The sequence below is a fragment of the Rhodanobacter aciditrophus genome (assembly GCF_042679525.1).
GTDB classification, from domain to species: domain Bacteria; phylum Pseudomonadota; class Gammaproteobacteria; order Pseudomonadales; family Marinomonadaceae; genus Marinomonas; species Marinomonas aciditrophus.
This window is the reverse complement of the sequence record NZ_JBHTMN010000018.1, coordinates 219184-246177: the sequence shown is the minus strand read 5'-3', so window position 1 is coordinate 246177 and position 26994 is coordinate 219184. Positions and strand designations below refer to the sequence as shown.

The window sequence follows — 26994 nt, the reverse complement described above, 5'->3', positions numbered from 1 at the left end:
CCATGGAACGCCAGATTACTAAAGTCTCCATCCCATTAATGGTTTGCGCTCTGATTGCTTGTATCTTGTTGGGAACAAATTTGCCCTTTAATCAACAATGGCATCTGATCACTCAGTCCACGTCACCAGAGAGCTTTGCCGATTTCAGTTATCTTTTTGGGCATTTGCCACGATTAACAATGGCACTAATCGTTGGCGCAACTTTTGGCTTAGTTGGCAGCTTAATGCAGCAACTCACCCAAAACCCCCTCACCTCACCTCTTACGTTAGGTACGTCTTCTGGCGCCTGGCTAGCACTGATCATACTGAATGTATGGTTTACCCAATGGGTGGGCGATTACGCGGTATACGCTGCCATGGCGGGCTCTTTCGCAGCGTTTTTTCTCATTCTCGCCATCGTCGGCATCGAGAATATGACAGGGCTGCCTGTTGTCGTAGCGGGTATGGTTGTGAATATTCTGCTGGGGGCCATTGCCACTGGCATCATGCTGCTTAATGAGCAATTTGCGCAAAATATTTTCATGTGGGGAGCTGGGGATCTTGCACAAAATGGCTGGGAAGACATTCTCTGGTTACTACCAAAGCTGCTTCTAATCATCCCCCTGCTTATTTTTGCGCCACGGATTCTAATGTTAATGCGTCTTGGTCAAGACAATGCCACCGCTCGCGGCCTCGCCGTCTTGCCGACATTCTTAGCACTGATTGGGGCTTCCATATGGCTCACTTCCAGCACCATTACCATAGTAGGCGTCATTGGCTTCATCGGCTTAATTGCCCCTAACTGCGCTCGCGCTATGGGGGCTAGAACACCGCGGCAAGAGTTGCTGGCCAGTATGGTACTGGGTGCCATCTTTCTACTGCTGACGGATCGAGCTGCATTTTTTCTAAGCCAGATGACCTCAACTGTCATTGCAAGCGGCGTCACCACTGCTCTGGTCGGCGCGCCCGCCCTGATTTGGTTTTGTCGGCGCAAGCTTAGGGCGCAGGACAGCCTTGCTCTGATATTACCCAAAGGTAAATCTAACCTTAGCCCCTTTACCTTACCTATCTTAGGGGCGGCCTTTTTGCTTGGCCTAATACTGACGACCACTATCCAGCTTGATAGTGGCATTTGGACTTGGCAGCTTCCTTCAGAGTATCAATGGATGGTTCGTTGGCCCAGAATGCTCAGTGCCATAGCGGCTGGTATGGGTCTTGCCATCGCAGGCGTGCTGCTACAACGACTGATCTACAATCCTCTTGCCAGCCCGGACATTTTAGGGGTGTCAGCCGGTGCCACATTTGCCATTGTGGTGACCACGTTAGCCTTCGGTAGTAGCGCCCTATCGACCCATTGGACAACTGCTATTGTCGGTAGCCTATCGGTTTTAGGGTTATTGCTATTGTTAGGTAAACGACACCAGTTCGCCCCTTCTAGCTTGATACTTACGGGGATTGCGGTGACTGCCTTACTGGATGCCGCCATTCAATTCTTTTTATCTCGAGGTACTTCTGACAGTTACCGCATATTACTTTGGTTGGCCGGCTCCACTTATCGCGTAAGCCCAAGTCAGAGTGTCTTGTTAGCGGTCAGTATGGGCGTTATGTCCTTTGGGGCTTTGCTCTGCTCTCGCTGGTTGACGCAGCTATCAATTGGACGTGGATTCGCAGCGGCACGAGGAGTCCCCGTTCAATGGGCAAGTCTTACCCTACTTTCATTAGTGGCGCTTTTGTGTGCCACTATTACCGCCACCTTAGGACCTATTTCGTTTATCGGTTTAATCGCACCTCATATGGCAATCATGCTAGGTGCCACGAAAGCTCGCGCACAAATTGGTTGTGCTGGCTTGCTGGGGGCGACGTTATTGCTGTGGGCTGATTGGTTCGGACAGGTCATTCTGTACCCTGCTCAAATCGCTGCAGGGACAATTGTGTCGATTGTCGGCGGCCTATATTTTATCTTGCTGCTGCTACATAACCGGACAACCCGAAGACATTAATACTAAAAAGGCGTTTCCAAGAATGCTTGTTAGCGCCTTGTCACTCGACCCGTAATCATTTGAGCAATGAGATTCCTTGGTCCTTTGAGCGTAAATACAACTACCGCTAACACATGCATAAACACCATCACCAGTGTGGAATTAGCAAAGAATCCGTGAACCTCCTCCGCCAAGTGAGCACCACTAAACACTCCTTCAATCGCCCAACCACTTAATCCTGTTAAGGCCAGCCCTATGAGCAGTGCAAAGATCATTATGGCTCCGAGAGGGTTGTGACCATTATCTTCAGGTATATTCCCTGAGATTAACTCTTGAATATGAGTGCGTATGGCTAATTTACTAGGAAAGAAGTTTGCGAAGCGGGCATTATGGGTGCCTATTAGCCCCCATACTACACGTATGACAAGCATGCTTAAGACATAATAGCCTGCCCATTCATGCAACTCACTGCCCTCTTCAAGTATGAGAGCGTTTAGCAGAAAAGCGGCTGCCACCGTCCAGTGAAAAACCCTGACAACAGGATCCCAAATGATTATTGAGTGGCGCATTACGCAAGCCTCATCCAAATTAAGGTGAGACAAACATAAGCTGGTAAGATTAATTCAGCCTTAATTTAGGCAGAAGACCCTCAGGTCTAAGAAAAAACAGTTTCCAGCTTCTCTGCTACCGCTAACAGATCCGCATCTCGACCATGACAAGCGGTCAACATGATACCAATAGGCATACCTTGCGATTGATAGGGTAACGAAATGCTGCAGCCATCCAGTACGTTTGCAAGGGTGGTGTTGCGCAGACAAAGCAGGTTCATCTGATCAAATACCCCGTCATCTTCAAGAGACTCAAAGGTTGGTGGAAGGCAAGCCACCGTAGGCATAAGCAAAAAAGTATTCCGCTCTGCAGCTTGATAATCGCCTTTGATTCGATCTCTTAAGACGCAGGTTTGCATAAAGTCTTCATCTGACACTTCCGTCCCCCGAGCCATTCGTTTTCGCACCCGCGGATCAAGCTGATCACTGCTTAGATCAAAAAGTGATTGGTAGGCTCGGCGACTTTCCACTGCAGAAAACTGCCAAACAGGAAGTTCTTTGTAGTCATCCAACTGAGGAATATGTCGCCGCTCGACAATAATCCCTAAGGATTCTATGTTGGCAAGCGCTTGCTCAAATCCTTCTTTAACAATAGGATCAAGATCGTCAAACCCAAAGTTGGTGGGCACTACAAGATAAATGGGATCTTGAGTTTCATCGGCCTGCTTGCCAGATAACACTTCCCAAGCCTGTCGACAGGTTGCCACATCTCTTGCGATAGGCCCCACACTGTCCAGTTCATTGGACAGAGGCAAGCAACCTTGTCGCGACACTGAATCCTGAGTAGGTTTAAACCCAGTTAAACCACAAAATGCCGCTGGAATGCGCAGGGAGCCCCCGGTATCCGTGCCCAAAGCAATGTCAGCTAAGTTGAGTGCCACCGATACGGCGCCACCACTGGTGGAGCCGCCAGGAATACGACCGGGTAACAAGGGGTTGTCAGGGGTGCCATAATGAGGATTTAAACCCAATCCAGAGTACGCTAATTCGGTCATATTGGTATGGCCCACCAACTTGGCACCAGCACTGATTAAACGGGTAACCACCTCTGCATTCGCTTGAGCAATGCCTTGATTGAGTATCTTTGTTCCGCCGGTAGTAGGATATCCCAATACATCAAATGTGGACTTAATAGACACCAGAGCGCCAGATAGCTCTCCCTCGTGGGAAGGAAGTGATTCCAGATCAAATACATCAATAAATATCGAGTTATCCGCTTGCTCAATGCGCTCTTGGAGCGATTCCAAATGACTTGCTAGGCCTCTGTTTCGCCAAGGAAATGTTGCGCTCATATCCATACCACCCTGTCTCTCGAAAACTTAAACCGCTAACACTTGGACTAGAATCGTGCTCGAAAGTGCCATTCGCCGATTGCAATGTCATTTTTAATAGACAAACGAATGTCATCATCTAAAGCTTCGTCATCGTAATCATACAATCCCAACATGGGCATAACCTTGTTGCGCTTAATTTCTTTACCAATGAACTCCAGCATAACTCGGGTACAGCAAGGCATGCGCTCGCCACTGCCAGAAACACCGAGACGCAAGCCAGTTAAGCGGTCCACACGATTTTTAAACGTGGGATAAAGCACGGTTTGAGTCATTTCCAAGTTGGTAAGCGTCTCATAATCGTGCAAAAAGATTCGGTCTCCCAAGAACTGCACGACCCCTTTGTACAGTCCATGAAAAGGTTTACCGGATTTACGTGGGTTGAGACGCTCAGTCCGCTGGTAATAGGTTTTATTGCCTTGGCGCTCAATACACACCAAAGTTCTCAGCACCTTACCTGGGTATGCCATGGATAAATAATATTCAAAATAGTACCCCACGTACTTTTCAATGCCGCTTTGGCCAACACTGTTAAGCTTGTCAAAGTATTGCTGTTCAGGGGTTGCCGCCACCGGCTCTTGTTCCGTCACGGGGCGCACTTGCAACAAACGTCTAAATTGGCTGTGTGGAAGCAAGATCTCATGCTCCTCCACCCCAAAGAAGTCACAAATTCGACGCAAGGTGCTGTTGGAAGGAAAGGTGGTTCCACTTAGATAACGGTTAAACTGCGGACGGTTTACGGCTAATCGACGGCAGACATCTGCGATGGACTTGTAGTAACTGCAAAGTAGCCGCAGATTTTCGGGGAAATTTTCATTCATTGGGGGCCTCCTGAACTACTAGCATACTAACGCTTCCAAGAAGGTAGTTAAACCTAAAAGTTGATGCTATTTGACGTCAAAAAAGTACCAATCAGCAACAATACAGATCAGTATACGAACTCCACATTTGACGATAAATTCGTTTCAATAATGACACATCGGCACTAAATTTAAAAAGATGTGCCCATGAAGAGCTTTGGCGCTGAGTGTCGCTTTGCTTCATCATTAAGCAGACTCTCAATTTCCTTGTTCCCTTACATGCTAAGTCAGGTAATAAAATGGATACACGTTCTGAATACGACCTTCTGGGAACTTTGGATGTTCCTGCGCAAGCTTATTATGGCATTCAAACCCTGCGAGCCTCGCAAAACTTTAAGATAACAGGGGTGCCTATTGGACACTTCCCTGAGCTGATCAAGGCCCTTGCCATGGTCAAAGCCGCTGCGGCACGCACTAACCAAGAGTTTGGACTGCTGGATGACACAAAAACTGATGCCATTGTCTATGCCTGTCAGGATCTTATAAACGGCCAATATCACGATCAATTTATCGTAGATGTGATTCAAGGCGGGGCCGGAACGTCAACTAACATGAACGCGAACGAAGTCATTGCCAACATAGGTTTAAGCAAACTTGGCTTTGGTCTTGGTGATTACCAACACCTGCATCCAAATGACCATGTCAACAAATCCCAGTCCACCAATGACGCCTATCCGACGGCGGCGCGCCTGGGCATCCAGTTTGCTGCGGACAACTTTCTACCAGCTTTAGCTCAACTGAAGGAAGCATTGGAAGCCAAAGGCCAAATGTTCGCCTCCGTACTGAAAATGGGGCGCACTCAGTTACAAGACGCGGTGCCCATGACACTGGGTCAAGAGTTCAACGCATTTGCAACCACACTTGGGGAAGACATTGACCGCATTCAGGACGCCTGCGCCCTACTCTGTGAAGTAAACTTAGGCGGTACCGCTATCGGTACGGGAATCAACACCCCTGAAGGGTACTCACAAAAGGCCATAGAAAAGCTCGCTATTATTTCTAAAAAGCCTCTAACCCCAGCCAGTAACTTGGTAGAAGCCACATCCGATATGGGGGCTTTTGTCTTCTTCTCTGGTATTCTAAAGCGCTTGGCAATCAAGTTAAGCAAGATGAGTAATGATTTAAGGCTTCTATCGAGTGGGCCGCGCACAGGCCTTGGTGAAATAAAGCTACCTGAGATGCAACCTGGCTCTTCGATTATGCCGGGCAAGGTAAACCCTGTTATCCCAGAAGCCATGAACCAAACAGCTTATCAGGTGATTGCGTCAGATTTAGCGGTCACCCTTGCTGCAGAAGCAGGTCAATTACAGCTGAATGCCATGGAACCCATGATCATTTACAACGTATTAAACTCGTTAAAAATGCTGCGTGAAGCCTGTGACATGCTCAATCAAAAATGTATTCAGGGCATTCAAGCAAATGAAGCCACGTGCTTGGCCCATGTGGAAAACAGTATTGGCATCATCACTGCATTAGTTCCACACATCGGCTACAGCAATGCTTCTCGAATTGCACGAGAAGCGTTACTCACCGGCGCCACGGTGAAATCATTAATACTGCTCGAAGGATTGCTAACGGAAGACCAGCTTAACGAGCTACTGAAGCCAGAAAAAATGATTGCTCCAACGAAATTGTCGAGCTGATCACCAAGGAGACAACGTGACCTCTAAACTACTTATTCTATACACAGGCGGCACCATTGGTATGGTGCAAACAGACGACGGGCTGGCTCCCTCTTCTGGCCTGCAGGCTCGAATCCATGACACACTTGGGGAAAGTCTGGATGACTTACCTGAGTTCGATTTGATCGAGTTAAACCCGCTCATCGATAGCTCCAATATTACACCCTCTAACTGGAGCCAGATTTATGATGCCCTTCAGCAACATTGGCATGAGTATGCTGGTTTTATTGTCCTACATGGTACCGACACACTGGCTTACACTGCTGGCGCCCTGTCCTTCATGCTGGGCACCTGCAATAAAAACGTCATCATCACAGGCTCTCAAATCCCACTAGGCATGGGTCGTAGTGATGCAAACAGCAACTTAGAATCCGCGATGGCCTTGGCCGTCGAGCCAAGCTTTGGCATGGTGTCCGTGTTATTCCACCACACTCTTATGCAAGGTAGTCGAGTTACTAAGTTCAGTAGCCATGACTTTTCAGCGTTTCAATCTTTTAACGCTGAGCCTTTAGCGAAACTTTCTATCCATAAACAGTTTGCTGGTACAGCATTGAACCCAAGCGCTCTCCAAGCACCGGCAAAGCGTCACTATGAGTTTGATAATAATGGCGTGGGCATCCTTGTGCTCCATCCAGGCATGTCTGATTATGCTTACGAAGGCTTTTTGAAGGACCCGGAGTGCCGTGCAGTGATTATCCAGACCTATGGCGCAGGGAATATAGCGGATCAAAACACAGGTTTTGTGGACTTCTTAAGTAAGATGCAGCAAGCACAAAAACCCGTCATCAATGTCACCCAGTGTGCCCATAGCGGTACCGCACAAGGTGCCTATGCATCGGGTTCTTTACTCTGTAAGCTGGGGATCCTAGATGGTAAAGATATTACTTTGGAAGCGGCTTTCGCCAAGCTACATTGGCTATTGGCTCAATCCTACAGTTATGAGCAGATCCAACAGCAATGGCCCCAAGCCCTGATCGATGAGATGACCTCTAGTGAAGCTTAATAATTAGTTTCAAAAGCGGTCACACAGGCCGAAATTCCATTCGGCCTGTTGATTCAGAATCACGGTTAGGGGATGATTTTGATGGATTCGGTTTTACATTTAACGAGCGACCTATGATCATATCCCTAACGACACCTGCCATGCTCTTCCCTGCAGTTTCATTGCTTTTGCTGGCCTACACCAACCGCTTCGTTACCCTTGCTTCTATCATCCGTAACTTTGATCCTGAACACAGCACGGAAAGTACGCAACAACAAATCACCAACCTGCGTAAGCGCATCTATTTAATCCGCCGCATGCAAGAGGCCGGCGTGATCAGCTTTTTCCTATGCGTCCTCTCCATGATGGCTTTGTATTGGCAATACGAAGAAGTAGGCGGCTATATTTTTGCCGCCAGTTTAGTGTGTTTGCTCTATTCCCTGTATTTATCCGTTCGAGAAATTAACATTTCCTGCGATGCCCTAGACGTCCATTTGAAAAACTTTAAAGTGGATTTTAAGCGCAAGCTAAAGCGTTAATCCTCTAATGGCTTCGACCAAACCGCCCATTCATTGCCACATGGATCAAGGAAGTGAAAACGGCGTCCACCGGGAAACTCGAAAATAGTCTGCTCTATGGTGCCGCCGTTGCTCTCAACACGAGCCAAAGTTGACTCCAAATCCTCAGCATACAGCACCACTAACGCTGCCCCAGTCTGAGGTCGGGAGCAAAACTCCGCACGAAAGAAGCCTCCGTCCAACCCTGAGTCGAAAAAGGCACTGTAATCAGGACCATAGTCAACGAATGTCCAACCAAAGGTTTGACTGAAAAAAGCCTTATTGGCCTCAAGATCTCGAGCAGGCAGTTCTACATAATTTATTTTATTGGATTCCATAAGACCGACCCTTTCTAATTTATAACGTTTACGACCAATTCAAGTCACCCTTATAAAGCTGCCGCGGTCACCAACACAACACTCACCACGATCATAGCGCCACCTGCCCACTGTTGTGGTGTGACTCGCTCGTTAAAGCGACGTTTGGAAAAGTATAGCGTACCAATAATCTCAGCTTGCCCTAAGGTTTTCACCAGAGCTGGATTCACTAAAGCAAAGCCCGTAAACCAACCGATAGAGCCCAGTGAGCTGAGCACACCTACTTTTATGCTCAATCCGACCGATCGATTCACTGGGGCCAAAAAATCACGGGCTTTATAGATCTGAATGGCACATAACAAAATCGATTGCAGTGCCAAAACGTACCAAAGCGTTACCCCTGCACTGGTAATAATAGAACCGTCTAATGAATGACTCGCCATGGAGGCGGTTACCGAGGTCACGGCAAAACACAAGCCGCTACCAAGACCCGCAATCAGGGACATATCCTTATGGGCATGCCTAAGGTTTTGCAGCTTAATGCTCATAACCAAAGCCCCTAATACGCCAAGAATGATGCCACTCCAGGCCATACCATTTAACGAATAATGTAACAACGGAATGCCGATCAAGGCCGCCAACACCGCCTCAGTCTTAGCCAACAAGGTACCTAATGCAAAGCTGCCAGATTGGAACACCCGCAACATCAAATAGGTCGCCAGTATCTGAGCGATGGCACAGACTGTCCCATAAAACAAAAAAGGCCCATAACCTGATGCAGAAACGCCCCCTAAGGCCCACCAAACGATACAGAGGTAAAGGGTAACCAGAGGCAATCCGTAGAGAGATCGAGCCATAGTTGCGTGAAGAAAACCCTGCTCTTGTGACAAGGTCTTTTGATAAGCGGTACGCATGGATTGGCATGCGGCGGCGAATAAGGTGACAAAAACCCACATAAAAACGAACATCCATTACTTTAAAACAAGCTAAGCATGTGACCTTGCTATATATTTGTAAAAAGAATATTTAGAATTGATTTCATTCCTTTAAGGAATCCTTAACGATTGAATCATTACAATCAAACAACCTTTAACACTGACTTTATCCATATAAGTAAATCCTAAGACACATCATGACTCGACAATTTCTACAATTTGGCAGTGTTGGCGCTTTAGGCTTTATCGTAGATGCCAGCGTGCTTTGGATATTGTCCCACTGGCTCCCTTACGAAGTAGCCCGAGCCTTGTCTTTTTGGGCGGCCGTCACATCAAATTGGTGGTTCAATCGGATCTTTACGTTTAAAGAAGCCAGACGAGATGAAAGGGCTCACCATCAGTGGGGGCGATTCTTCTGCGCCTCTTTGATTGGATTTATTCCGAATTGGGGACTGTTTGTCTTACTAATGGAATGGGGTAGTCAGTTAAGTATCAGCAACTGGCCTATTTATCCGTATGCTGCCTTAATACCTGGCATTTTAGCAGGCATGATAATTAACTTTTCTTTGTCAAAAATTTGGGTATTCAAAGCCTAGGCTCTCTGACCTAAGCTTTGATTCCTGAATTCGACCACCTAATTACGGGGTTTCGATTTCGCCCTTAGCGGAGTGACGAGCAAAACGACGTTTCTCTAAACCATGGGTTTGATCGCTTTGCTCCCACGGCCATCCTCCAAATTGGGTACGCTGGTAATCATAAAATGCTTGTTGCAATTCTTGACGAGTATTCATCACGAATGGACCATGTTGCTGTACTGGCTCACCAATTGGACGACCTTGTAACAATAGAAAGCGACTCTTACTGCCAGTGTTCTTCATAGTGATGTCCGCATCGCTGTCGAGCACCAAAGCCTCTCTGATCGATACCTCCGTCCCATCCACTTGAGCCGAGTCCCCTTCAAAAAAGTACAAAGCACGAGTTAAACCTTTGCTTGCCGCAGGCAAGGTCCAACTTGCCTCTTCATCAAGATCAATGATCCAGATTGCCACATCATTCTCGTTATCAGCCGCCCAAGAATCTGGCGGTGGCGCAACAGGTTCAGCAATCGTACCTGTTGGTGACGTGTATGCCCCCGCAACGACCTTGATATGGACCTCATGTCCTGCCGCATCTGGCACTTTAACTATGGGAGTTTGTTCATTCCATAGCATGGCGAAATGAGGCTCAACCATCTTGTTTTTCGCTGGCAGATTTAACCAGATCTGAAACAATTCTAGAGGGTTTGGCTGATCATCATGAACTAAAGGGAACATCTCAGAGTGCTGGACACCTTTGCCTGCCGTCATCCATTGAGTATCCCCTTCCCCATAACGACCAGCTGCGCCCATGGAGTCCGCATGATCCACAAAGCCTTCATTGACTATGGTTACTGTCTCAAAACCTCGGTGTGGATGAGCTGGAAAACCTGGCACCTTGCTACCGTGATACATACGCCAGCCGTCTTTACCTTGAAAATCTTGGCCAATATGACGCCCCGAAAGCGACGCATCAGGGCCTAATTTTCCATTTCCTTTTGGAAAGCGGTCATCGTGAAAAGCACAAAATAAAAATGGATCAAACGTTGGCCAAAACATTTCCAAGGCCAAGCGCTGTTTAATATGCGAGGACATAATCTCTCCCAAGAGTATTAAAGATTTTGTAAGGGTATCCTATGAAAACGGTGCTGGCGAGACACCAAATCATGCTTACTTACTTTTTGTTAGCTTCAAATCGAAGGGTTTGATGGGTTTGATTTAAAAAGTTGAAGTAATACTTAAGTAGAATCTATATTCACTTTCCATTGTCCTATCCTTAGTTTATAAACATTGTGTAAATAATTGCGTTTTAGGGATATGTTATATGGGCCAGAATTGGGGATTTTCACTAGTTATTGCGTTAACCGGTGTAATCGGTATTGTTTTGCCAGATGTTTCAACATTATATGGATTCACTTTAGTTGTAATGGCCTCAGGGAATATCGTAACGGCATACATTCTAGCTAAGAAAAAACCGCTTAAATCACATCATCAGCCATTGAAAGCAGAAACATCTCCAGAGCAAATAGCGCAAAAAGTTTCTATCACTGCTTCAAAAATGGCCATCGGTTCCGCTGAAGTGTCCCATGCAGTGGACGGTTTAACCAAGCATATCCAACAAGTCGAAACTCATAGTCAGCAGATCAGTGAAGCAACCTTAGTTTTGAGCAGCAGCGGCGAGCAACTGTCGCAACACATAACATCCATTAACCAAACTATGGAAAAGACAGCTGCATCGGCCACCACCTCCGAGCAACAACTCAAGCTCGGGGCAGAAAGGGTGGTAGAGCTATCTCGCTCCGTTGAAGAGGCTGCCCACCAAATTGAGCGACTCAACCAGAGTGCTGATGAAATTGAATCCATCACCGATGTAATCAAGGGGGTTTCTGAGCAAACCAACCTACTCGCCCTTAATGCTGCGATAGAGGCGGCTCGAGCTGGTGAGCAAGGCCGAGGCTTTGCCGTGGTGGCAGACGAAGTACGAACCCTCGCCGGAAAAAGCGCCGAAGCATCACAAAAAATCGCTGACATGCTGAATGAGGTGCGACAGAACAGTCAAAAAACTCGGGATAACATGAGTAAAGTCACTAGCCAAAGCGACACCCTTAAAGATGAACTAATCAGCATTACAGACACCTTCATACACATCACTCAAGATGTTCAAAATGTCTCCCTTTCCATGGAAGAAATTAAGCAATCCAGCAGTGACTTCCAGACCACGAGCTTACAGATTAACGGATCCATTGGTGATATTAGCCAATCACTTACGAGCCTCTCAAATCGCGGCATGACACTGTCCAAGCAAGCCAGTACTTTAAGCGAGGGCGCGGAATCCATCTTCTTGAACTTGGACGGAATAGAATACGAAAGCTTCTTCAAAGAGACCTTGGCCGAAGGTAGGGCGGCGGCCAGCGCTATTGGCAAAATATTGGACTCTCTTATTGAAAAAGGTGACGTTTCGGAGGCGGCATTATTTGGTGACCAATACCAGCCGATTCCTAATACTAATCCCACTAAGTTTTCGACAGCTTATGACCGTCTCACAGATCAGTATTTGCCTGATATTCAGGAGCCAATCCTTGAGCGCCAAAAGCACATACTCTATGCAGGTGCCGTCAATAGAAAAGGCTACTTCCCCACTCACAACAAACGCTACAGCAAACCCTTAACCGGTGATTATGATGTGGATCTACTAAACAACCGCACCAAACGTATCTTTGATGATCCCACAGGAAGACGTTGTGGTAGCCATACAGATGCCTTTCTACTCCAAACTTACAAACGTGATACAGGAGATGTGCTTCATGATCTATCGATCCCCATTTATGTGAAAGGCAAGCACTGGGGTGGATTTAGGATAGGTTTCACTGCAAAGGCCTAAGTCAGAGTGATAGGTAACTGGAGCATTAAGACTCGCTTAATGTTTCTAGTGGATACTCAAAATTCCAATTAATGTGTGAGAAATGATGTCTAACTCTTCTGATAAAAACGAATCAACGACCCCCTACCTGTCTATCATCGTGCCGTTTTTAAATGAGTCTGAAAACCTAGCGAAGTGCCACCATGCCTTGTTACAGGTATTAGATAAACTGCCACATCATTCTGAAATTGTTTACATAGATGATGGCAGTACTGACGACAGTTGGTTGGTAGCTTGCTCATTGCACTCCGGCCGCCATTCGTTACGCGTTATTCGTTTAAGCCGAAATTTTGGTAAAGAATGCGCATTGAGCGCGGGATTACTAAAAGCTTCAGGTAGCGCGGTGATTCCATTTGATGCAGATCTCCAAGACCCGCCGGAATGCATATTCCAGATGGTTGAAGAATGGGAGTCTGGTTACGATATTATTGAAATGCAAAGGACCGAACGCTTAGGGGAAACTTTTTGCAAAAAACTGTCCGCTAAACTCTTTTATAAAACCCTTTCCGCCCTTTCAGACTCTGACATTAACGAAAATGTTGGGGATTTTCGTCTACTAGATCGCAAAGTCGTTCAAGTGATCAATAGCATGCCTGAGCGTAATCGTTTTATGAAGGGGCTACTATCTTGGCCTGGTTTTAAACGCAAGGTTCTAACTTTTCAACGAGCTCCCAGACATGCAGGCACTTCCAAGTGGAATTACTTCAAGTTATTCAAACTTGCCTTTGAAGGCATTACTTCTTTTAGTACGAAGCCTCTCAGACTCGCAACGTTTGCTGGTGTAACGACATCGTTAATCGCATTTATCTATTCCATAATTGTGCTCACAAAGACCGTCATTTGGGGAGATCCCGTGGCAGGTTATCCCTCGTTGCTAATTGTTGTTCTACTTATAGGGGGAGTTCAACTGCTCTCCATCGGATTACTGGGGGAATATGTGGGGCGTCTTTTTATCGAATCTAAGCAGCGCCCTCTTTACGTAGTCATGGAAGAAATTTTTAAAGAATCCAAGGATTCCCCCCAAGCCAATGAATCAAACATTTCTCACATTAACGCCCACCAGGATATTAGAAATGGAAAAGCACTTTCCGGCGAATAAATCGATTATTATCGCCATTAGTGGACTGTTACTACTTCGCTTTTTTTCTCTCGCGCTTTACCCATTAATGGACACCACAGAAGCGCGATATGGCGAAATGGCTCGCATCATGCTGGAAACCCAAAACTGGGTGACCCCAATGTTCGATTATGGGGTACCATTTTGGGGTAAGCCTCCGATGTTCACTTGGCTTAGTGCTCTTGGATACAGTGTTTTTGGTGTGAATGAGTTCGGTGCCAGAGCACCACATTTGCTTGTGGGTGCTGGCATATTATTACTGATCTATCCTTTTGCCACCTTCACCTTTAAGTCTGCACGAAGTGGCTTATTTGCCTGTGTCATTCTGACATCCACGGCGGCCTTCCTAATCTTCTCTGGCTCAGTGATGACAGATACAGCCCTGACTTTTTCTATTACCATGGCCATGGTTGGCTTTTGGATGGCATGGGTCACAGGCGAAAAAAAGTGGGGATATCTGTTCTTTATTGGCTTGGCGTTTGGCCTATTGTCCAAAGGGCCATTAGCGATCGTGCTGGTAGGCATCAGTCTCTTCCTATGGCTATCCATTAACCGCCAGTGGTCTCTTCTTTGGGGACGACTTCCTTGGATCACAGGCACCCTGCTAATGCTCATCATTGCAATCCCTTGGTATGTTTTAGCTGAGCTCAGAACCCCAGGGTTTTTAGACTATTTTATCGTCGGCGAACATATTAAGCGGTTTCTTGTGAGTGGCTGGGAAGGTGATTTATATGGTTCAGCTCATACACAGCCTAGGGGAATGATCTGGCTTCTTGGGTTGATTGCCTTGATGCCTTGGACGCCGATTTTAATGGCTCAATTAGGACGCATTTGGCGTCACTCCTCCATACAGAATGACGAATATTCGGGGGTGCTTTCCTATTTAATCTGTTGGATGCTCGCACCTTTGTTGTTGTTTACCATGGCTGGAAATATCCTGATGAGTTATGTGATGCCGGCTTTACCTGCCGCCGCACTCTTGATTACATACTTGCAGCTTAAACGCCCTATTCGCAAAGTTTGGTATGGTATTGGGGCTATAACTCCAGCACTTTTAATATTGGTAGTCATCGTTTTGAATACCTCAACCGTAGACAAGCTGTCCGATAAACAACTGGCGGCTAGTTGGCTAAACACACCTGAACATAAGCAAGCCCAATTGTATTATGTTGGCGAGAAGTCTTTTTCATCACAGTACTACAGTCGCGGTATCGTGGAATCCATTACTGGCAATGTTCAAGCGTGGGCGGGAAAACAACTTCAGCCGTTCTTTTTCATACAGCCGAAAACGTCACAAGCTTTGTCTGTTATTTCAAAAACTTGGCAGTGCGTCTTGAAAAGTGAAAACACAAAACGCCAGCTGTTTTATTGTTCTAAGTAAAATCTCGATTACAAAAGTTTCAAATCCACCTTTTACTTTCAATAGTAAAGGTGGACTTCTGTCTGTGAAATAGATTGGTAGACTTCGCCCCCATAATAATCACAAACAGAGAGTGTCCTTCATGAATACTAGCGAAGCTATTCCTTCAAATGACCAGCGCGCCGTTAAGGCAACCCTTTTTGTTGCGGCGTTTATCATTCTTTTAGCCACATACTTTAACGAGTTGCCAGGCGGCATGATTGGCGCATTAGGCGCAATGGCTATTGTCGGTTTTGTACTGAATTACATCGGTGACCGAACTCCTATTATTAACCAGTTCTTCGGTGGCGGCGCGATTGTCGTTATCTTTGGTTCTTCTTACCTATTCCACAGTGAATGGATATCTGGCGATATCGAACAACAAATCACAACCTTTACCAAAGGCGGCGGTTTCTTGTCATTTTACGTTGCCAGCCTAGTCACTGGCTCTATCCTAGGGATGAGCACTGCAACCCTTAAGAAAGCAGCTCTTAAATACATCCCTGTTATCTTGGGCGCTGTGGCCATTTCTTTCTTGTTTGCAGGTTTGATCGGCTTGTTATTCGGTAAGAACTTATTTGAATCCTTAATGCTGATTGCCTTGCCTATTATGGGTGGCGGCATGGGCGCCGGTGCCGTACCTTTGGTAGAAATCATGTCTGGCCGTACCGGAATGGACGCTTCAGATTTAATGTCTCAAATGGTGCCCGCTCTTGCTATCGGTAATGCCATCGCCATCGTGATCGCAGGTTTACTAAACAAAATTGGCCAAATACGCCCTACTTGGACAGGTAACGGCGAGCTAATCCGCGGAGATGCAACTGCTATCGTTGATAACGAGAAAAAAGAACCTCTAGATGTAGCCAAGCTTGGCCTAGGTGCTTTGATCGCGATCAGCATGTTTTTCTTAGGCACTCTGTTATCAAACGTGATTAGCATGCACACCTACGCACTGATGATTCTTTCGATTGCCTTGATTAAAGTGTCTGGCATCATGCCAGAACAGCTAGAGAAAGCAGCTCATGCTTGGTACACCTTTGTAGTCGGTAACCTAACACCCGCTTTGTTGGTGGGTATCGGTGTGGCTTACACTGACTTGAACCAAATTATCGATGCCCTATCACCTATGTACTTCGCTCTAGTCTTCGCCACTGTTCTCGGTGCGGCGATTGGTGCAGGTCTAGTCGGTCGCTTGATGGGCTTCTTCCCAATCGAATCAGCCATCACTGGTGGACTGTGTATGGCGAACATGGGCGGAACCGGCGATGTTGCGGTATTAGCCGCCAGCCGACGCATGCAACTCATGCCATTTGCTCAAATATCGTCCCGAATTGGTGGTGCCTTCATGCTTATCCTAGCGACATTTGCCATTCAACTTCTCGGTTAAACTTTACACCTGGGCTCTCTATGAGAGCCCTCTTAGCTTCTTTATACTATGGGACACTTTGAACAAACATCGCATCCCATGACCCTAAAGTCCTACCTTAGCGCTATTATCTTAGCGACCATCACCCTGACCATTTTAATTTCAGGGGCGTTGCTGGTATTTGTGACCAAGCAAACCTATATCGACGGTGTCAGCCAACGGGGGATGGAACTTGCCAAAGTCCTAGCTCGTGACGCACGAATTATTCAAGGAGTCCTCACCTCTAATCAAGGTACTGCTACCACGCTACAGGGCTATATCGAACCCATTCGCGCTGAAACTGACGCCTCCTACATAGTTGTTACTAACCAAAATGGCATCCGTCTGAGTCACCCTAATTCAGACCGAGTGGGCAAGACATTTATTGGAGACGACATACTTCCTACATTGGAAGAAGGTCGAGTTCAAACCACGGTTGCCGTTGGCTCACTGGGTCGAGCCATACGAAATTTCGCGCCCATTGAATACGACAATCAAGTTATTGGAGCCATTAGTATTGGTTACCTGGAACAGTCAGTCGCGGAATTACTGTTTGACTATTATCTTGGCGCCACTCTTTGGTTGGCGCTTATATATATAATCGCCATCGCTATCACGCTGGCGATTATCAGCAAATTAAAACGTACCTTTTTGCGCTTTGAGCCAGAAGAAATTGTACAACGCTTTAAAGAGCACAGCTTACTCCTAGATAGCATTCGTGAAGGCATCATTGCCATTGATCGACAGCATCGAATCACCGCCATCAATGGTGCAGCCGCTGGCTGGCTCACATCAGACCATCAAACCCATGAGCTAGTGGGCAGCCCTTTAAACAACCTCTCAAATACCCTATCTCTGCTGATTGTCGAAGCACTGACTAATCGCCATAAATGTTCTGTCACCTTAGGACAACACGAATTCGCTGTGACGCTTTACCCATTAACCGGCGACTCTAACCATTCAGGCTATTTAATTGTTCTCAACCACGAACAAGAAATGTCAGAACTAGAACGTGAGCTTACACGGACGACGGCCTATGCTAACCAGCTTCGTGCCCGCACCCATGAATACAACAACAAGCTTAATGTCATTTCTGGCCTATTACAGGCAAATAAAACCAGTGAAGCAATCAACTATTTACAGCGGGAAAGCGATGCTCATCAGCACATGCTAGGAAACCTAGTTAAAAGCATAGAGAACAGCCCCGTGGCAGGCATGCTACTGGCTAAATACCACTATGCTAATGAACATCAAATCACCTTTACACTAGATGAAGACAGCCAGCTCAAAAATTATGATCAATCAGTGAATGACGACCTCATTACACTCATTGGAAATCTCATTGAAAACGCCTTCTACGCGGTGTTGAACAATAAATCTAATGAGCAAGCTGACGTCACGCTTTTTATTAGTGATCGCACGAACCATCTAATGGTCACCGTAGAAGACTCAGGGGCAGGTATTGATAAAGCGCTCGCTGACCGGGTTCTAGACATGGGCGTCAGTACTAAAGAGGATGCAGCACAACACGGAATGGGGTTATACCTCGTTAATCGTGTGGTAAAGCATTACAATGGCAGCCTAGATTGGGAACGCAGTGAAGACAGTACAACAGTATTCAGTGTGTACCTTGATAAACGAGAGCTCAAAAAATGACCCAATACTCTGTTTTAATCGTGGAAGACGATCCACAAGCAAGTTACACACTTGAACAAGCCATTAATCAGCACCCGCTTTTTAATGTGATTGCTGCCGCTGAAAGTCTTGCTGAAGCGACTATGCATTTAGCCCATCGACCAGATCTGGTTCTGCTAGACATCACTCTACCTGATGGCAGCGGCATGTCGCTTCTAAGAGAAATCCGCCAAACAGACATTACTACCTCCGTGATCATGACAACCGCCGAGCGGGAGTCCAGCACCGTTGCCCAAGCCATTCAACACGGTGTGGTAGATTACCTGGTTAAACCATTACGTTTATCTCGAGTACATCAAGCACTGAATGATTTTGCTGCGTTCCAAAGTAAACTAGACAGTGCGGAGTCGGTTGATCAACTTCAGATCGATGAGCTAATGCGCAAAAATACCACCCAAAACCGCACTCGAAAAACACCGAAAGGAATTGATAGCAAAACCCTAGCCACCATGATGGAGCATATCAAATCCCGTACGGAGCCTTTTTCGGCCCAAGAAATCGGCAATGACCTAGAGCTAAGCCGCATTACCGCACGACGTTACCTTGAGTACTTAGAGGAACAAGGAATGGTCAGCATGAGCCTTAACTACAATACCGGCGGGCGCCCTAAACAGCTGTATCATGTGGTCGCTTCATAAGGGGCAGACTTTGATCGACCTTTGAAGCGTACATTCGCCACCAACAATGACCCAATAACCAAAGCAATTCCGCCCCACTGCAACCAACCCAGCGCCTCAGACAAAAGGGTCATTCCCAACAAGACAGCGACAATAGGGTTCAACAAGCACAACATACCAAAGGCATTCGGGCCAACTTGCTTAATGGCATTCACCGCAATCAAATAACCAATGGCGGTATTTAGAATCACCAACCAAAGCAGTCCCGGAATATGATGAGCTTCAGGCATAGGCGGAGCCCCCTGAAACCACCAAGCCACTGGAAACAGCAACGCCCCAGAAAACAATAGCTGCCAAGTCGCCACGCCTAGAATATCCGTCACCTGCCAATGCTTCGTTAAAAGAGTGGCAATTGCTATCATCAAAGTCGCCCCCAACGCACAAGCAACCCCTATACCGTCTAACTGAGCTGATGGATTCAGAAGCAACATCACCCCCACCAAGCCTATGAGGGCAGATAAAATGGCTTTTAAAGTCGGTGATTGACGCAATACTCCCCACTGAATCAGGATTAGCAATATTGGCAAAGTAGCTCCTAGAGTACCTGCAACTCCCCCGGGTAGACGAAATGCCGCCACCATCAATAGAACAAAAAACACCGCTATATTGAAAAAGCCCAATACAAACACTTTTTGCAGGTTCATGCGCGGCAAGCGACGTACAAACAGTAGCAAAAAGACGCCTGCACCTAAGGCCCGCCAAACCGCCACCCAAAGGACTGGCATATCTGTTAGAAATAACCCCACCGCCGCATAAGTACTGCCCCATAAAATGGGCGCGACCGCTGCCAACCAGTATGCATACATAAATCTTCTCTCTTTGAATTTATCTTTCACAAAAGATACTTTCGAGAAAGATATTGTATTAACACCTAACAATCAAGTATCTTTTTAAAAAGATACTTTTATATAAGAGAGCACCATGAGCGATCACGTGACTAAAATTCTCAACCAATGGGCAAACGTGCGCCCTGACCTTGATTGCACTCCCATGGGCATCATTGGCAGAGTTGGACGGCTAGAGAAGTTCCTGTCTCCGGAAATAGAAAAAGTCATTAGTGATCACAATATGAGTCGCATTGAATTCGATTTGATGGCGACGTTAAGACGCTCAGACACACCACTGACTCCCACAGAGCTGTATAAAGCCACCCTACTTTCCTCCGGTGCCGTGTCTGTGAAACTGGATAAACTGGTGACTCAAGGATGGGTAGAACGGCTACACAACGAGACAGATCGTCGTAGTTGTCGAGTGGCTTTGACCCAACTAGGAAAAGAAATCATCGACCCTGCTGTCAACGCCCATGTGACCAATCAAAAAAAACTCCTCGACAGTCTAACCGCCGAGGAGCATGAGGTATTAGGGAACCTTCTGGGTAAATGGCTTGGGGACCTGGAAAGTAAACACTAGGTCAATGCCAGCGCCACCTTAGTTCAATGTACTCAGTTTTGCGTAACGCTCAGTGGACGCCATACCCACGGCACGCTTAAGTTCATCTGGGGTTTGATAAGCCTGAGTCATTAACTGCTGGCCTTCAATTTCAGAGCTATCTAGGTAGTCATTTGAAATCAACCAATCTTGCAGGGCAACTTGGTCAAGCTGGCCATCCGGTGTTTTTAGCTTCTGCATGTCCTCATCAGACAACTGGGCAACACTGCCCCCTGGTAGGTAAATTGCGCCCGTTACAAAATCAACACCGAAGGCGATGACACCCGGTACAAACCACAACAACAAACCTACCGCATCCAGCGCAACGACCCCTAAATCGAGCTTACCGCCCTTTTGACCATTTCGCTCTGGGTAAATTAAGGTACCACATGCTGCGAGCTGGGAAACAACAAATGATCCAATAACCAGTTTGGTAACGCCTTTAGTCGTGATCTGCATCTTCTCTCTCCATTGCTGTGTTTCTTTACAATTTGACCGCTTATTAGAGAGAGTGCAAGTAAACGGGGGATCATCGCTATTTGTTCCATCTTTCTAACACATTAGTTAGAGATCTAAGTATTTTTCTTACGCTTAAACACTCGTCATAACTACATCTAACTTTTCAGTAATGTATTTTCCAATAGGAAAAGCACTGGTTGCCGCCGGTGACGGGGCATTGCAAACATGCAGACTACGCTTGCTCTGTGCGAACAGAAAATCATGAACCAAGGAACCATCTGACATCACCGCCTGGGCACGGATACCAGCAGGATATGGCGTTAGATCCGAGCGCTGGACACTCGGGCAATACTTCTGCACTTCTTTTAAGTAGCCAGACTTAAACCAGGAATTGTAGGTTTCCTTTAAACCAATCTTCCAATAGCCCTTAATAAGCCGCCAGTAGCCGGCAAAACTCAGCATGGTCGCCATATCAGACATACTGATATTAATCTTGCCGTAGCCTTCCCGCTTCCAGCCTTGTACTGCGTTAGGGCCTACAGTAACTGAGCCATCAATCATGCGGGTTAAATGAACCCCAAGAAAGGGCAAGTCAGGATCAGGAATGGGGTAAATCAAATGATTAACCACTTGATTATGATGAGATGGCAATTGGTAATATTCTCCCCGGAAAGGAACAATTTGAAAGTCGGTCTTAATGCCCAGCATTTTCGTCACTCGGTCCGCCATCAAACCAGCACAAGAGACCAAATAGCGTGCTTCCAAGTTCCCTTTGTTGGTCGTCACTTCTATACCCTCTTCTCTCTCAACCATGTGCTCTACGCAAGTCTGAAGTAACAATTCCCCACCCTGCTCTTCAAAAATCTGAGCCAGTTTGTCACACACCTGTCGATAATTAACGATCCCTGTAGAAGGCACAAAAAGCGCCCCTTCACCCACGATATTAGGTTCCCTTTTAAGCAACTCCTCTTTAGAGAGTTTATGCACTTCTAGATCATTAGTCTGGCAACGCTCAAACAGAGCATCCATTCGCTCTAGCTCAATGTTATTCGTGGCCACAAGCAGTTTGCCGCATTCATCAAATGGAATATCGTGTAGCTGACAAAATGCCTTTGTTGCCGCCGCACCTTCCTTACAAAATTGCGCTTTTAAACTCCCCGGAGCGTAGTAAACACCCGCATGAATCACACCCGAATTGTGACCTGTTTGGTGATGGGCAACTTGCGATTCCTTTTCCACAATCGCGATTCGCCAAGTGGGGTATTTTTGCTGCATCTGCCAAGCGGTTGATAAACCAACGATGCCACCACCAATGACTACCACGTCGAACTGTTTGGATGCCTGCTGATCCATATCTGCTCCATCATTTATACTATTGTTTAGATTAAGTATAAGAGCGAAGGCATTAGGATCCTATGATTGAAGGGGAAAATAGGCCTGATACTTTAGTCTCGGCCTATTTTCTTTGAGGATATTACTTTGCTGACACAGAATAGGTCATGGAGACTTTTCGGGAAGCCTGAAATTGCTCCATAGTTTGACCACGCATGGCAGCATAGACTTCAGGATTAGACAGCCCAAGGACTGCCGCCATTTTCTCAAGACAGAAAAAGATCACTCCATAACGAATCAAACCAATCCAATTTCTTTCTGATACTAGGTTTTTTTCTTCATCGGACAATTCATATTCTTCCATCAAAGCCCGCTGGTCCGTCACAAAGCGCTGGCGATGCTCCGGCTCAATAAGGCGTCTCAGAAACCCATTTAAACGATACGCCCTATGACTTGTCTCTACCGTAAAGGGATAAGTGCCTGATAAAGTGTCTAGCCCGTGAAGCTGCTCAAATGGATCATGATTGACCGCCTCTGTCGACTGCTGCTCTTCAAACACAACCGTTGCAATATTGGTCATGGATGGACAATAGCTGGTCTTATGGACACATTTGATGTCGTTAGACAAAGCACCACGCATAATGAGCCACATAATCACCTCAGCCCCTTCCATACCCCCTTTAATGGCATAGTCTGCATGGGTTAATTCAGTGAGTTTATTTGGGTCCGTTTCTAACAAAGAAAGAAACTCCTGGTCCCACTGCTCATCATTAAAACCACAACGCTCCCCATGCACTTGGTGAGACAAGCCCCCAGTAGCAACGATGGCAACGTTCAAGTCTTCCGGAAAGCTTAAAATAGCCTTGCGAAGCGCTTTACCAAAGTTGAAACAACGTTTGGCCGTCGGTGCAGGGAATTGCAGCACCCCTACTTGAAGAGGTACAACCTTGCCTTGCCACTCTCCAACTTCTCCTGGCACCATCATTGAGAAAGGTGAAAAAAATCCATGATCGAGAGGTTTTTTCTGAAAAGTAGAAATATCAAACTCTTGTGCCGCCATACTGTGGGCAATATGGCGAGAGAGTTCTTGATGGGCTTTGGCTGGCGGAAAATCTCGAGCACCACCCCCTTCATCTGCTGTGCAATATTGATCGTCTATCCCTAAAACAAACGGTGAATAGTGATCAAAAAAGAATGACGTCACATGATCGTTAAAAATGAAAAACAAAACATCCACTTCTTTTTCAGCTACCCATGATTTGAGCTGATCAAACCCTTCAAATATTGGCGACCAAATAGGGTCATTTTGCTTATTCGTGTCTTTTGCAAAAGCAATGGTAGGGGAATGAGACGCCCCTATTCCACCAACGATTCGAGCCATAGAATTTTTCCAGTGAGTTTTTATTATATGGCACCATGATAGATGCTAAAATATTCGAAACAATACTCAAAATATTAACAAACTGTTTCCTATTATGAACAATGCAAACTCCCTTAGAGATCTACCAAGTTTCTATTGGGTCGCGAAAACCCATAGCATCTCCCAAGCTGCTGAGAAGCTCGATGTGTCGAAAGCGACTATTAGCAAAACCATCACTCGATTAGAAGACCGCTATCGGGTTCGTTTATTTGAACGTAACTCCCGCAATGTGCGCCTCACCAGTGAGGGTCATAAATTATTAGAGTACGCCGAGCGTGTCATAGCCCTAGCTGATGAAGCCGACCACACCTTACAAGGGATGAAGTCCTCTCCCCAGGGTAGCGTACAACTGGCAGCCCCTCTGGCCTTCAGCAGAGAAATCCTAGCGCCGAGTTTGATACGTTTTCACCAAGAGTATCCAGACATAAAATTACGTATTCAGACCAGTGCTCACCCAATGGATGTACTTCGTGATGAAATTGATATGGCTGTGATTGTTGGGACTATGGATCATTCTGAATTGATCGCAAAAACCTTGTATAAGGGCTCTTTGAAATGGGTCACGACACCGAATTACCGAGACACCATGGGCACTTGTGTAACCCCAAATGATCTAGAAGCCCACATCCAGTATTGTGAAACTCGCTACAGCGTGAACAAGCTGGCTGTGTATGGACATAACAAGACCTACTACTTGCGGTTAGACGACAAAAATTGCTGTAACGACCCTTTGGTGGTAAGAGAGGCGATTCTTAGAGGCTATGGCATCAGTATGTTGCCAGAACAGTATTGCTCAGAGCATATAGAGAAAGGGGAACTAGTAGAAATATATCGTGATTTTAAGTTAGCGACTGAAGCGGCTCAACTGAACCTAGTCTACCCAAGTAGACTATATCGTTCCAAACGCATTCAAGCCGTGTCTTCTTTTCTGCAAGAAATCTGTGATGCTCTGTAAGAGATCCCTGAATCCCCAAAGTGAACCTATGGTTCAATAGGACATGACTAACATTGAAACTGACAAAACACCCAGGTCCATTTGGTAACATCCAGCGCTGCTGCAACCGTTACTATAGAGATTAATCTCATCTTAAAATCCTTCCTTTATTTCAGGAAAGTATCGAGCAGTTGGTTAGAAATTGCACGCAGCTTTGCTAAAGTCTGACACTCAAAACATAACTTTTGCGCAAAAAAAATCCTCGCCGAAGCGAGGATTTTATTTAGCTAATGTAAGCAGTGCTTACCAGCCAGTGATTTCTTTTAGACCAGCGCCGATGTCCGCTAGAGAGCGTACAGTCTTAACGCCTGCGTCTTGTAGTGCTGCGAATTTCTCATCAGCAGTACCTTTACCGCCAGAAATGATCGCACCAGCGTGACCCATACGCTTACCAGCAGGAGCCGTTACACCAGCGATGTAAGATACAACAGGCTTAGTTACGTTTGCTTTGATGTAAGCAGCCGCTTCTTCTTCTGCAGTACCACCGATCTCACCGATCATAACGATCGCTTCAGTTTGAGGATCGTTTTGGAACATTTCTAGAACGTCGATGAAGTTAGTACCTGGGATTGGATCACCACCGATACCAACACAAGTAGATTGACCGTAGCCAGCGTCAGTTGTTTGCTTAACTGCTTCGTAAGTCAAAGTACCAGAACGAGAAACGATACCTACTTTACCTGGCATGTGGATGTGGCCAGGCATGATACCGATTTTACACTCTCCAGGAGTGATAACACCTGGACAGTTAGGGCCGATTAGACGTACACCTAGCTCGTCACACTTAACTTTACAGTCAAGCATGTCCAGTGTTGGAACACCTTCAGTGATACAAACGATTAGTTTGATACCAGCGTTAGCCGCTTCAAGGATAGAATCCTTAACGAATGGTGCTGGAACGTAGATTACAGATGCTTCAGCGCCTGTTGTTTCTACTGCTTCTTTCACTGTGTTGAATACAGGCAAACCAAGGTGAGTTTGACCACCTTTACCTGGTGTAACACCGCCAACCATTTTCGTACCGTAAGCAATCGCTTGCTCAGAGTGGAAAGTACCTTGGCCGCCAGTGAAACCCTGACAGATTACTTTAGTATCTTTGTTAATTAAAACAGACATTATTTGCCCTCCGCAGCTTTAACAACTTGCTCTGCTGCGTCTTTCAGACTTGTTGCAGCGATGATAGCTAGACCTGAGTTAGCAAGAACTTCACGGCCTTTTTCTGCGTTTGTACCTTCAAGACGTACAACCACAGGCACTTCAACGCCTACTTGCTCAACAGCACCGATAATACCTTCTGCGATCATGTCACAACGAACGATACCACCGAAGATGTTAACCAATACCGCTTTAACATTGCTGTCAGAAAGGATGATTTTGAATGCTTCTGCTACACGCTCTTTCGTCGCGCCGCCACCTACGTCTAGGAAGTTAGCTGGCTTGCCGCCGTGTAGGTTTACGATGTCCATAGTACCCATTGCTAGGCCTGCACCGTTAACCATACAGCCAACGTTACCGTCTAGTGCAACGTAGTTAAGTTCCCACTGTGCTGCATGAGCTTCGCGCTCGTCTTCTTGAGACGGATCGTGGAACTCTTGCATTTTCTTCTGACGGTATACAGCGTTGCTGTCGATGTTGATTTTGCCGTCTAGACAGTGAAGGTTGCCTTCGTCAGTGATAACTAGAGGGTTGATCTCTAGTAGTGCGAAGTCATTGTCATGGAACATTTGAGACAAACCAAGGAAGATCTTAGTGAACTGCTTGATTTGAGTTGGGTTCAAGCCCATTTTGAACGCCATTTCGCGCGCTTGGTATGGCTGAGCACCTACTAATGGATCGATTTCAGCTTTGTGAATCAGTTCAGGAGTTTCCTCAGCAACTTTCTCGATCTCAACACCACCTTCAGTCGACGCCATGAATACAACACGACGTGAAGAACGGTCTACAACTGCACCAAGGTACAATTCGTTGGCTATGTCTGTGCAAGACTCAACTAGGATCTTAGCAACAGGCTGACCATTTTCGTCTGTTTGGTACGTTACAAGGTTCTTACCTAACCAGTTTGCTGCAAAAGCAGAAACTTCTTCGTAAGAATCAACAAGCTTAACACCGCCTGCTTTACCACGACCACCAGCATGCACTTGAGCTTTAACAACCCACTTGTCACCGCCAATTTTCTTCGCTGCTTCCACTGCCTCTTCTGGCGTGTCTACTGCGTACCCTTTAGATACTGGCAGGCCGTATTCAGCAAAAAGCTGTTTAGCCTGATATTCATGTAGGTTCATTTGATTATTCCGCTCATCTTAATGATTGACATAAGCTCTGTCCGAAGACAGAAATGCCGAC

25 protein-coding genes are annotated in these 26994 nt (G+C 46.3%); 13 read left to right on the top strand and 12 right to left on the bottom strand.

Annotated features, from left to right (window positions below):
- The first annotated feature begins 2 nt into the window (after positions 1–2).
- Complete coding sequence (gene fhuB, locus ACFQ45_RS16165; protein ID WP_377369567.1) at positions 3–1979, top strand: Fe(3+)-hydroxamate ABC transporter permease FhuB; 1977 nt, start codon at positions 3–5, stop codon at positions 1977–1979.
- A 29-nt stretch (positions 1980–2008) separates the two neighbouring features.
- Here fhuB and ACFQ45_RS16160 read toward each other — a convergent pair whose 3' ends face one another.
- The 3 genes from ACFQ45_RS16160 to ACFQ45_RS16150 form a co-directional block, all read right to left on the bottom strand.
- The gene (locus ACFQ45_RS16160) at positions 2009–2527 is read right to left on the bottom strand and encodes a cytochrome b/b6 domain-containing protein (protein WP_377369565.1); all 519 of its coding nucleotides are present in this window, start codon (positions 2525–2527) and stop codon (positions 2009–2011) included.
- A gap of 86 nt (positions 2528–2613) precedes the next feature.
- A complete protein-coding gene (locus tag ACFQ45_RS16155) occupies positions 2614–3858 on the bottom strand; it encodes an amidase family protein (RefSeq protein ID WP_377369563.1) in 1245 nt (414 codons plus the stop codon).
- A gap of 47 nt (positions 3859–3905) precedes the next feature.
- Positions 3906–4718 (bottom strand): helix-turn-helix transcriptional regulator, encoded by an 813-nt coding sequence (locus tag ACFQ45_RS16150; protein WP_377369561.1) that lies wholly within the window; start codon positions 4716–4718, stop codon positions 3906–3908.
- 278 nt (positions 4719–4996) lie between these two features.
- Here ACFQ45_RS16150 and ACFQ45_RS16145 point away from each other — a divergent pair, with 278 nt between their 5' ends.
- From ACFQ45_RS16145 to ACFQ45_RS16135, 3 genes are all read left to right on the top strand, one after another.
- Positions 4997–6400 carry an aspartate ammonia-lyase gene (locus tag ACFQ45_RS16145; RefSeq protein WP_377369559.1) on the top strand — a complete coding sequence of 468 codons (1404 nt, stop codon included), beginning with the start codon at positions 4997–4999 and terminating at the stop codon, positions 6398–6400.
- Positions 6401–6416: 16 nt separating this feature from the next.
- Entirely contained in the window at positions 6417–7442 is a 1026-nt protein-coding gene (locus tag ACFQ45_RS16140) for an asparaginase (protein WP_377369557.1), read from the top strand.
- 113 nt (positions 7443–7555) lie between these two features.
- Positions 7556–7960: a DUF2721 domain-containing protein gene (locus ACFQ45_RS16135; RefSeq protein ID WP_377369555.1), complete on the top strand. Its 405-nt coding sequence runs from the start codon at positions 7556–7558 to the stop codon at positions 7958–7960.
- Here ACFQ45_RS16135 and ACFQ45_RS16130 read toward each other — a convergent pair.
- Positions 7957–8316: a VOC family protein gene (locus tag ACFQ45_RS16130; protein ID WP_377369554.1), complete on the bottom strand. Its 360-nt coding sequence runs from the start codon at positions 8314–8316 to the stop codon at positions 7957–7959. The genes ACFQ45_RS16135 and ACFQ45_RS16130 overlap by 4 nt on opposite strands.
- A gap of 50 nt (positions 8317–8366) precedes the next feature.
- On the bottom strand, positions 8367–9251 hold the full coding sequence (locus tag ACFQ45_RS16125; protein ID WP_377369552.1) for an EamA family transporter: 885 nt from the start codon (positions 9249–9251) through the stop codon (positions 8367–8369).
- A gap of 176 nt (positions 9252–9427) precedes the next feature.
- Between ACFQ45_RS16125 and ACFQ45_RS16120 the strand changes: the two genes are divergently transcribed.
- Positions 9428–9826 (top strand): GtrA family protein, encoded by a 399-nt coding sequence (locus tag ACFQ45_RS16120; protein WP_377369550.1) that lies wholly within the window; start codon positions 9428–9430, stop codon positions 9824–9826.
- Positions 9827–9868: 42 nt separating this feature from the next.
- Here ACFQ45_RS16120 and ACFQ45_RS16115 read toward each other — a convergent pair whose 3' ends face one another.
- The gene (locus tag ACFQ45_RS16115) at positions 9869–10900 is read right to left on the bottom strand and encodes a pirin family protein (protein ID WP_377369548.1); all 1032 of its coding nucleotides are present in this window, start codon (positions 10898–10900) and stop codon (positions 9869–9871) included.
- A 229-nt stretch (positions 10901–11129) separates the two neighbouring features.
- Between ACFQ45_RS16115 and ACFQ45_RS16110 the strand changes: the two genes are divergently transcribed.
- The 6 genes from ACFQ45_RS16110 (at position 11130) to ACFQ45_RS16085 (ending at position 18979) form a co-directional block, all read left to right on the top strand.
- Positions 11130–12686 carry a methyl-accepting chemotaxis protein gene (locus ACFQ45_RS16110; protein WP_377369546.1) on the top strand — a complete coding sequence of 519 codons (1557 nt, stop codon included), beginning with the start codon at positions 11130–11132 and terminating at the stop codon, positions 12684–12686.
- An 82-nt stretch (positions 12687–12768) separates the two neighbouring features.
- Complete coding sequence (locus ACFQ45_RS16105; RefSeq protein ID WP_377369544.1) at positions 12769–13824, top strand: glycosyltransferase family 2 protein; 1056 nt, start codon at positions 12769–12771, stop codon at positions 13822–13824.
- A complete protein-coding gene (locus ACFQ45_RS16100; RefSeq protein ID WP_377369542.1) occupies positions 13799–15223 on the top strand; it encodes an ArnT family glycosyltransferase in 1425 nt (474 codons plus the stop codon). Before ACFQ45_RS16105 ends, ACFQ45_RS16100 begins: the two co-directional genes overlap by 26 nt.
- A 121-nt stretch (positions 15224–15344) precedes the next feature.
- A complete protein-coding gene (locus ACFQ45_RS16095) occupies positions 15345–16628 on the top strand; it encodes a 2-hydroxycarboxylate transporter family protein (protein WP_377369540.1) in 1284 nt (427 codons plus the stop codon).
- 78 nt (positions 16629–16706) lie between these two features.
- A complete protein-coding gene (locus ACFQ45_RS16090) occupies positions 16707–18302 on the top strand; it encodes an ATP-binding protein (protein WP_377369538.1) in 1596 nt (531 codons plus the stop codon).
- Positions 18299–18979 (top strand): response regulator, encoded by a 681-nt coding sequence (locus tag ACFQ45_RS16085; RefSeq protein ID WP_377369536.1) that lies wholly within the window; start codon positions 18299–18301, stop codon positions 18977–18979. Before ACFQ45_RS16090 ends, ACFQ45_RS16085 begins: the two co-directional genes overlap by 4 nt.
- On the opposite strand, the gene ACFQ45_RS16080 is transcribed toward ACFQ45_RS16085, so the two are convergent.
- Positions 18961–19824 carry a DMT family transporter gene (locus ACFQ45_RS16080; RefSeq protein WP_377369534.1) on the bottom strand — a complete coding sequence of 288 codons (864 nt, stop codon included), beginning with the start codon at positions 19822–19824 and terminating at the stop codon, positions 18961–18963. The two genes, ACFQ45_RS16085 and ACFQ45_RS16080, sit on opposite strands and share 19 nt — an antisense overlap.
- A gap of 115 nt (positions 19825–19939) precedes the next feature.
- Between ACFQ45_RS16080 and ACFQ45_RS16075 the strand changes: the two genes are divergently transcribed.
- Positions 19940–20428: a MarR family winged helix-turn-helix transcriptional regulator gene (locus tag ACFQ45_RS16075; RefSeq protein ID WP_377369532.1), complete on the top strand. Its 489-nt coding sequence runs from the start codon at positions 19940–19942 to the stop codon at positions 20426–20428.
- An 18-nt stretch (positions 20429–20446) separates the two neighbouring features.
- Here ACFQ45_RS16075 and ACFQ45_RS16070 read toward each other — a convergent pair whose 3' ends face one another.
- From ACFQ45_RS16070 to ACFQ45_RS16060, 3 genes are all read right to left on the bottom strand, one after another.
- The gene (locus ACFQ45_RS16070; RefSeq protein WP_377369530.1) at positions 20447–20905 is read right to left on the bottom strand and encodes a hypothetical protein; all 459 of its coding nucleotides are present in this window, start codon (positions 20903–20905) and stop codon (positions 20447–20449) included.
- 132 nt (positions 20906–21037) lie between these two features.
- Complete coding sequence (gene lhgO / locus ACFQ45_RS16065) at positions 21038–22258, bottom strand: L-2-hydroxyglutarate oxidase (protein ID WP_377369528.1); 1221 nt, start codon at positions 22256–22258, stop codon at positions 21038–21040.
- 121 nt (positions 22259–22379) lie between these two features.
- Complete coding sequence (locus ACFQ45_RS16060) at positions 22380–23618, bottom strand: gallate dioxygenase (RefSeq protein WP_377369526.1); 1239 nt, start codon at positions 23616–23618, stop codon at positions 22380–22382.
- A 94-nt stretch (positions 23619–23712) separates the two neighbouring features.
- Here ACFQ45_RS16060 and ACFQ45_RS16055 point away from each other — a divergent pair, with 94 nt between their 5' ends.
- Entirely contained in the window at positions 23713–24612 is a 900-nt protein-coding gene (locus tag ACFQ45_RS16055; protein WP_377369524.1) for a LysR family transcriptional regulator, read from the top strand.
- Positions 24613–24894: 282 nt separating this feature from the next.
- Here ACFQ45_RS16055 and sucD read toward each other — a convergent pair whose 3' ends face one another.
- On the bottom strand, positions 24895–25767 hold the full coding sequence (sucD, locus tag ACFQ45_RS16050; RefSeq protein WP_067210799.1) for a succinate--CoA ligase subunit alpha: 873 nt from the start codon (positions 25765–25767) through the stop codon (positions 24895–24897).
- Complete coding sequence (sucC, locus tag ACFQ45_RS16045) at positions 25767–26933, bottom strand: ADP-forming succinate--CoA ligase subunit beta (protein ID WP_377369521.1); 1167 nt, start codon at positions 26931–26933, stop codon at positions 25767–25769. The genes sucD and sucC overlap by 1 nt, the downstream gene beginning before the upstream one ends.
- Positions 26934–26994: the final 61 nt, after the last annotated feature.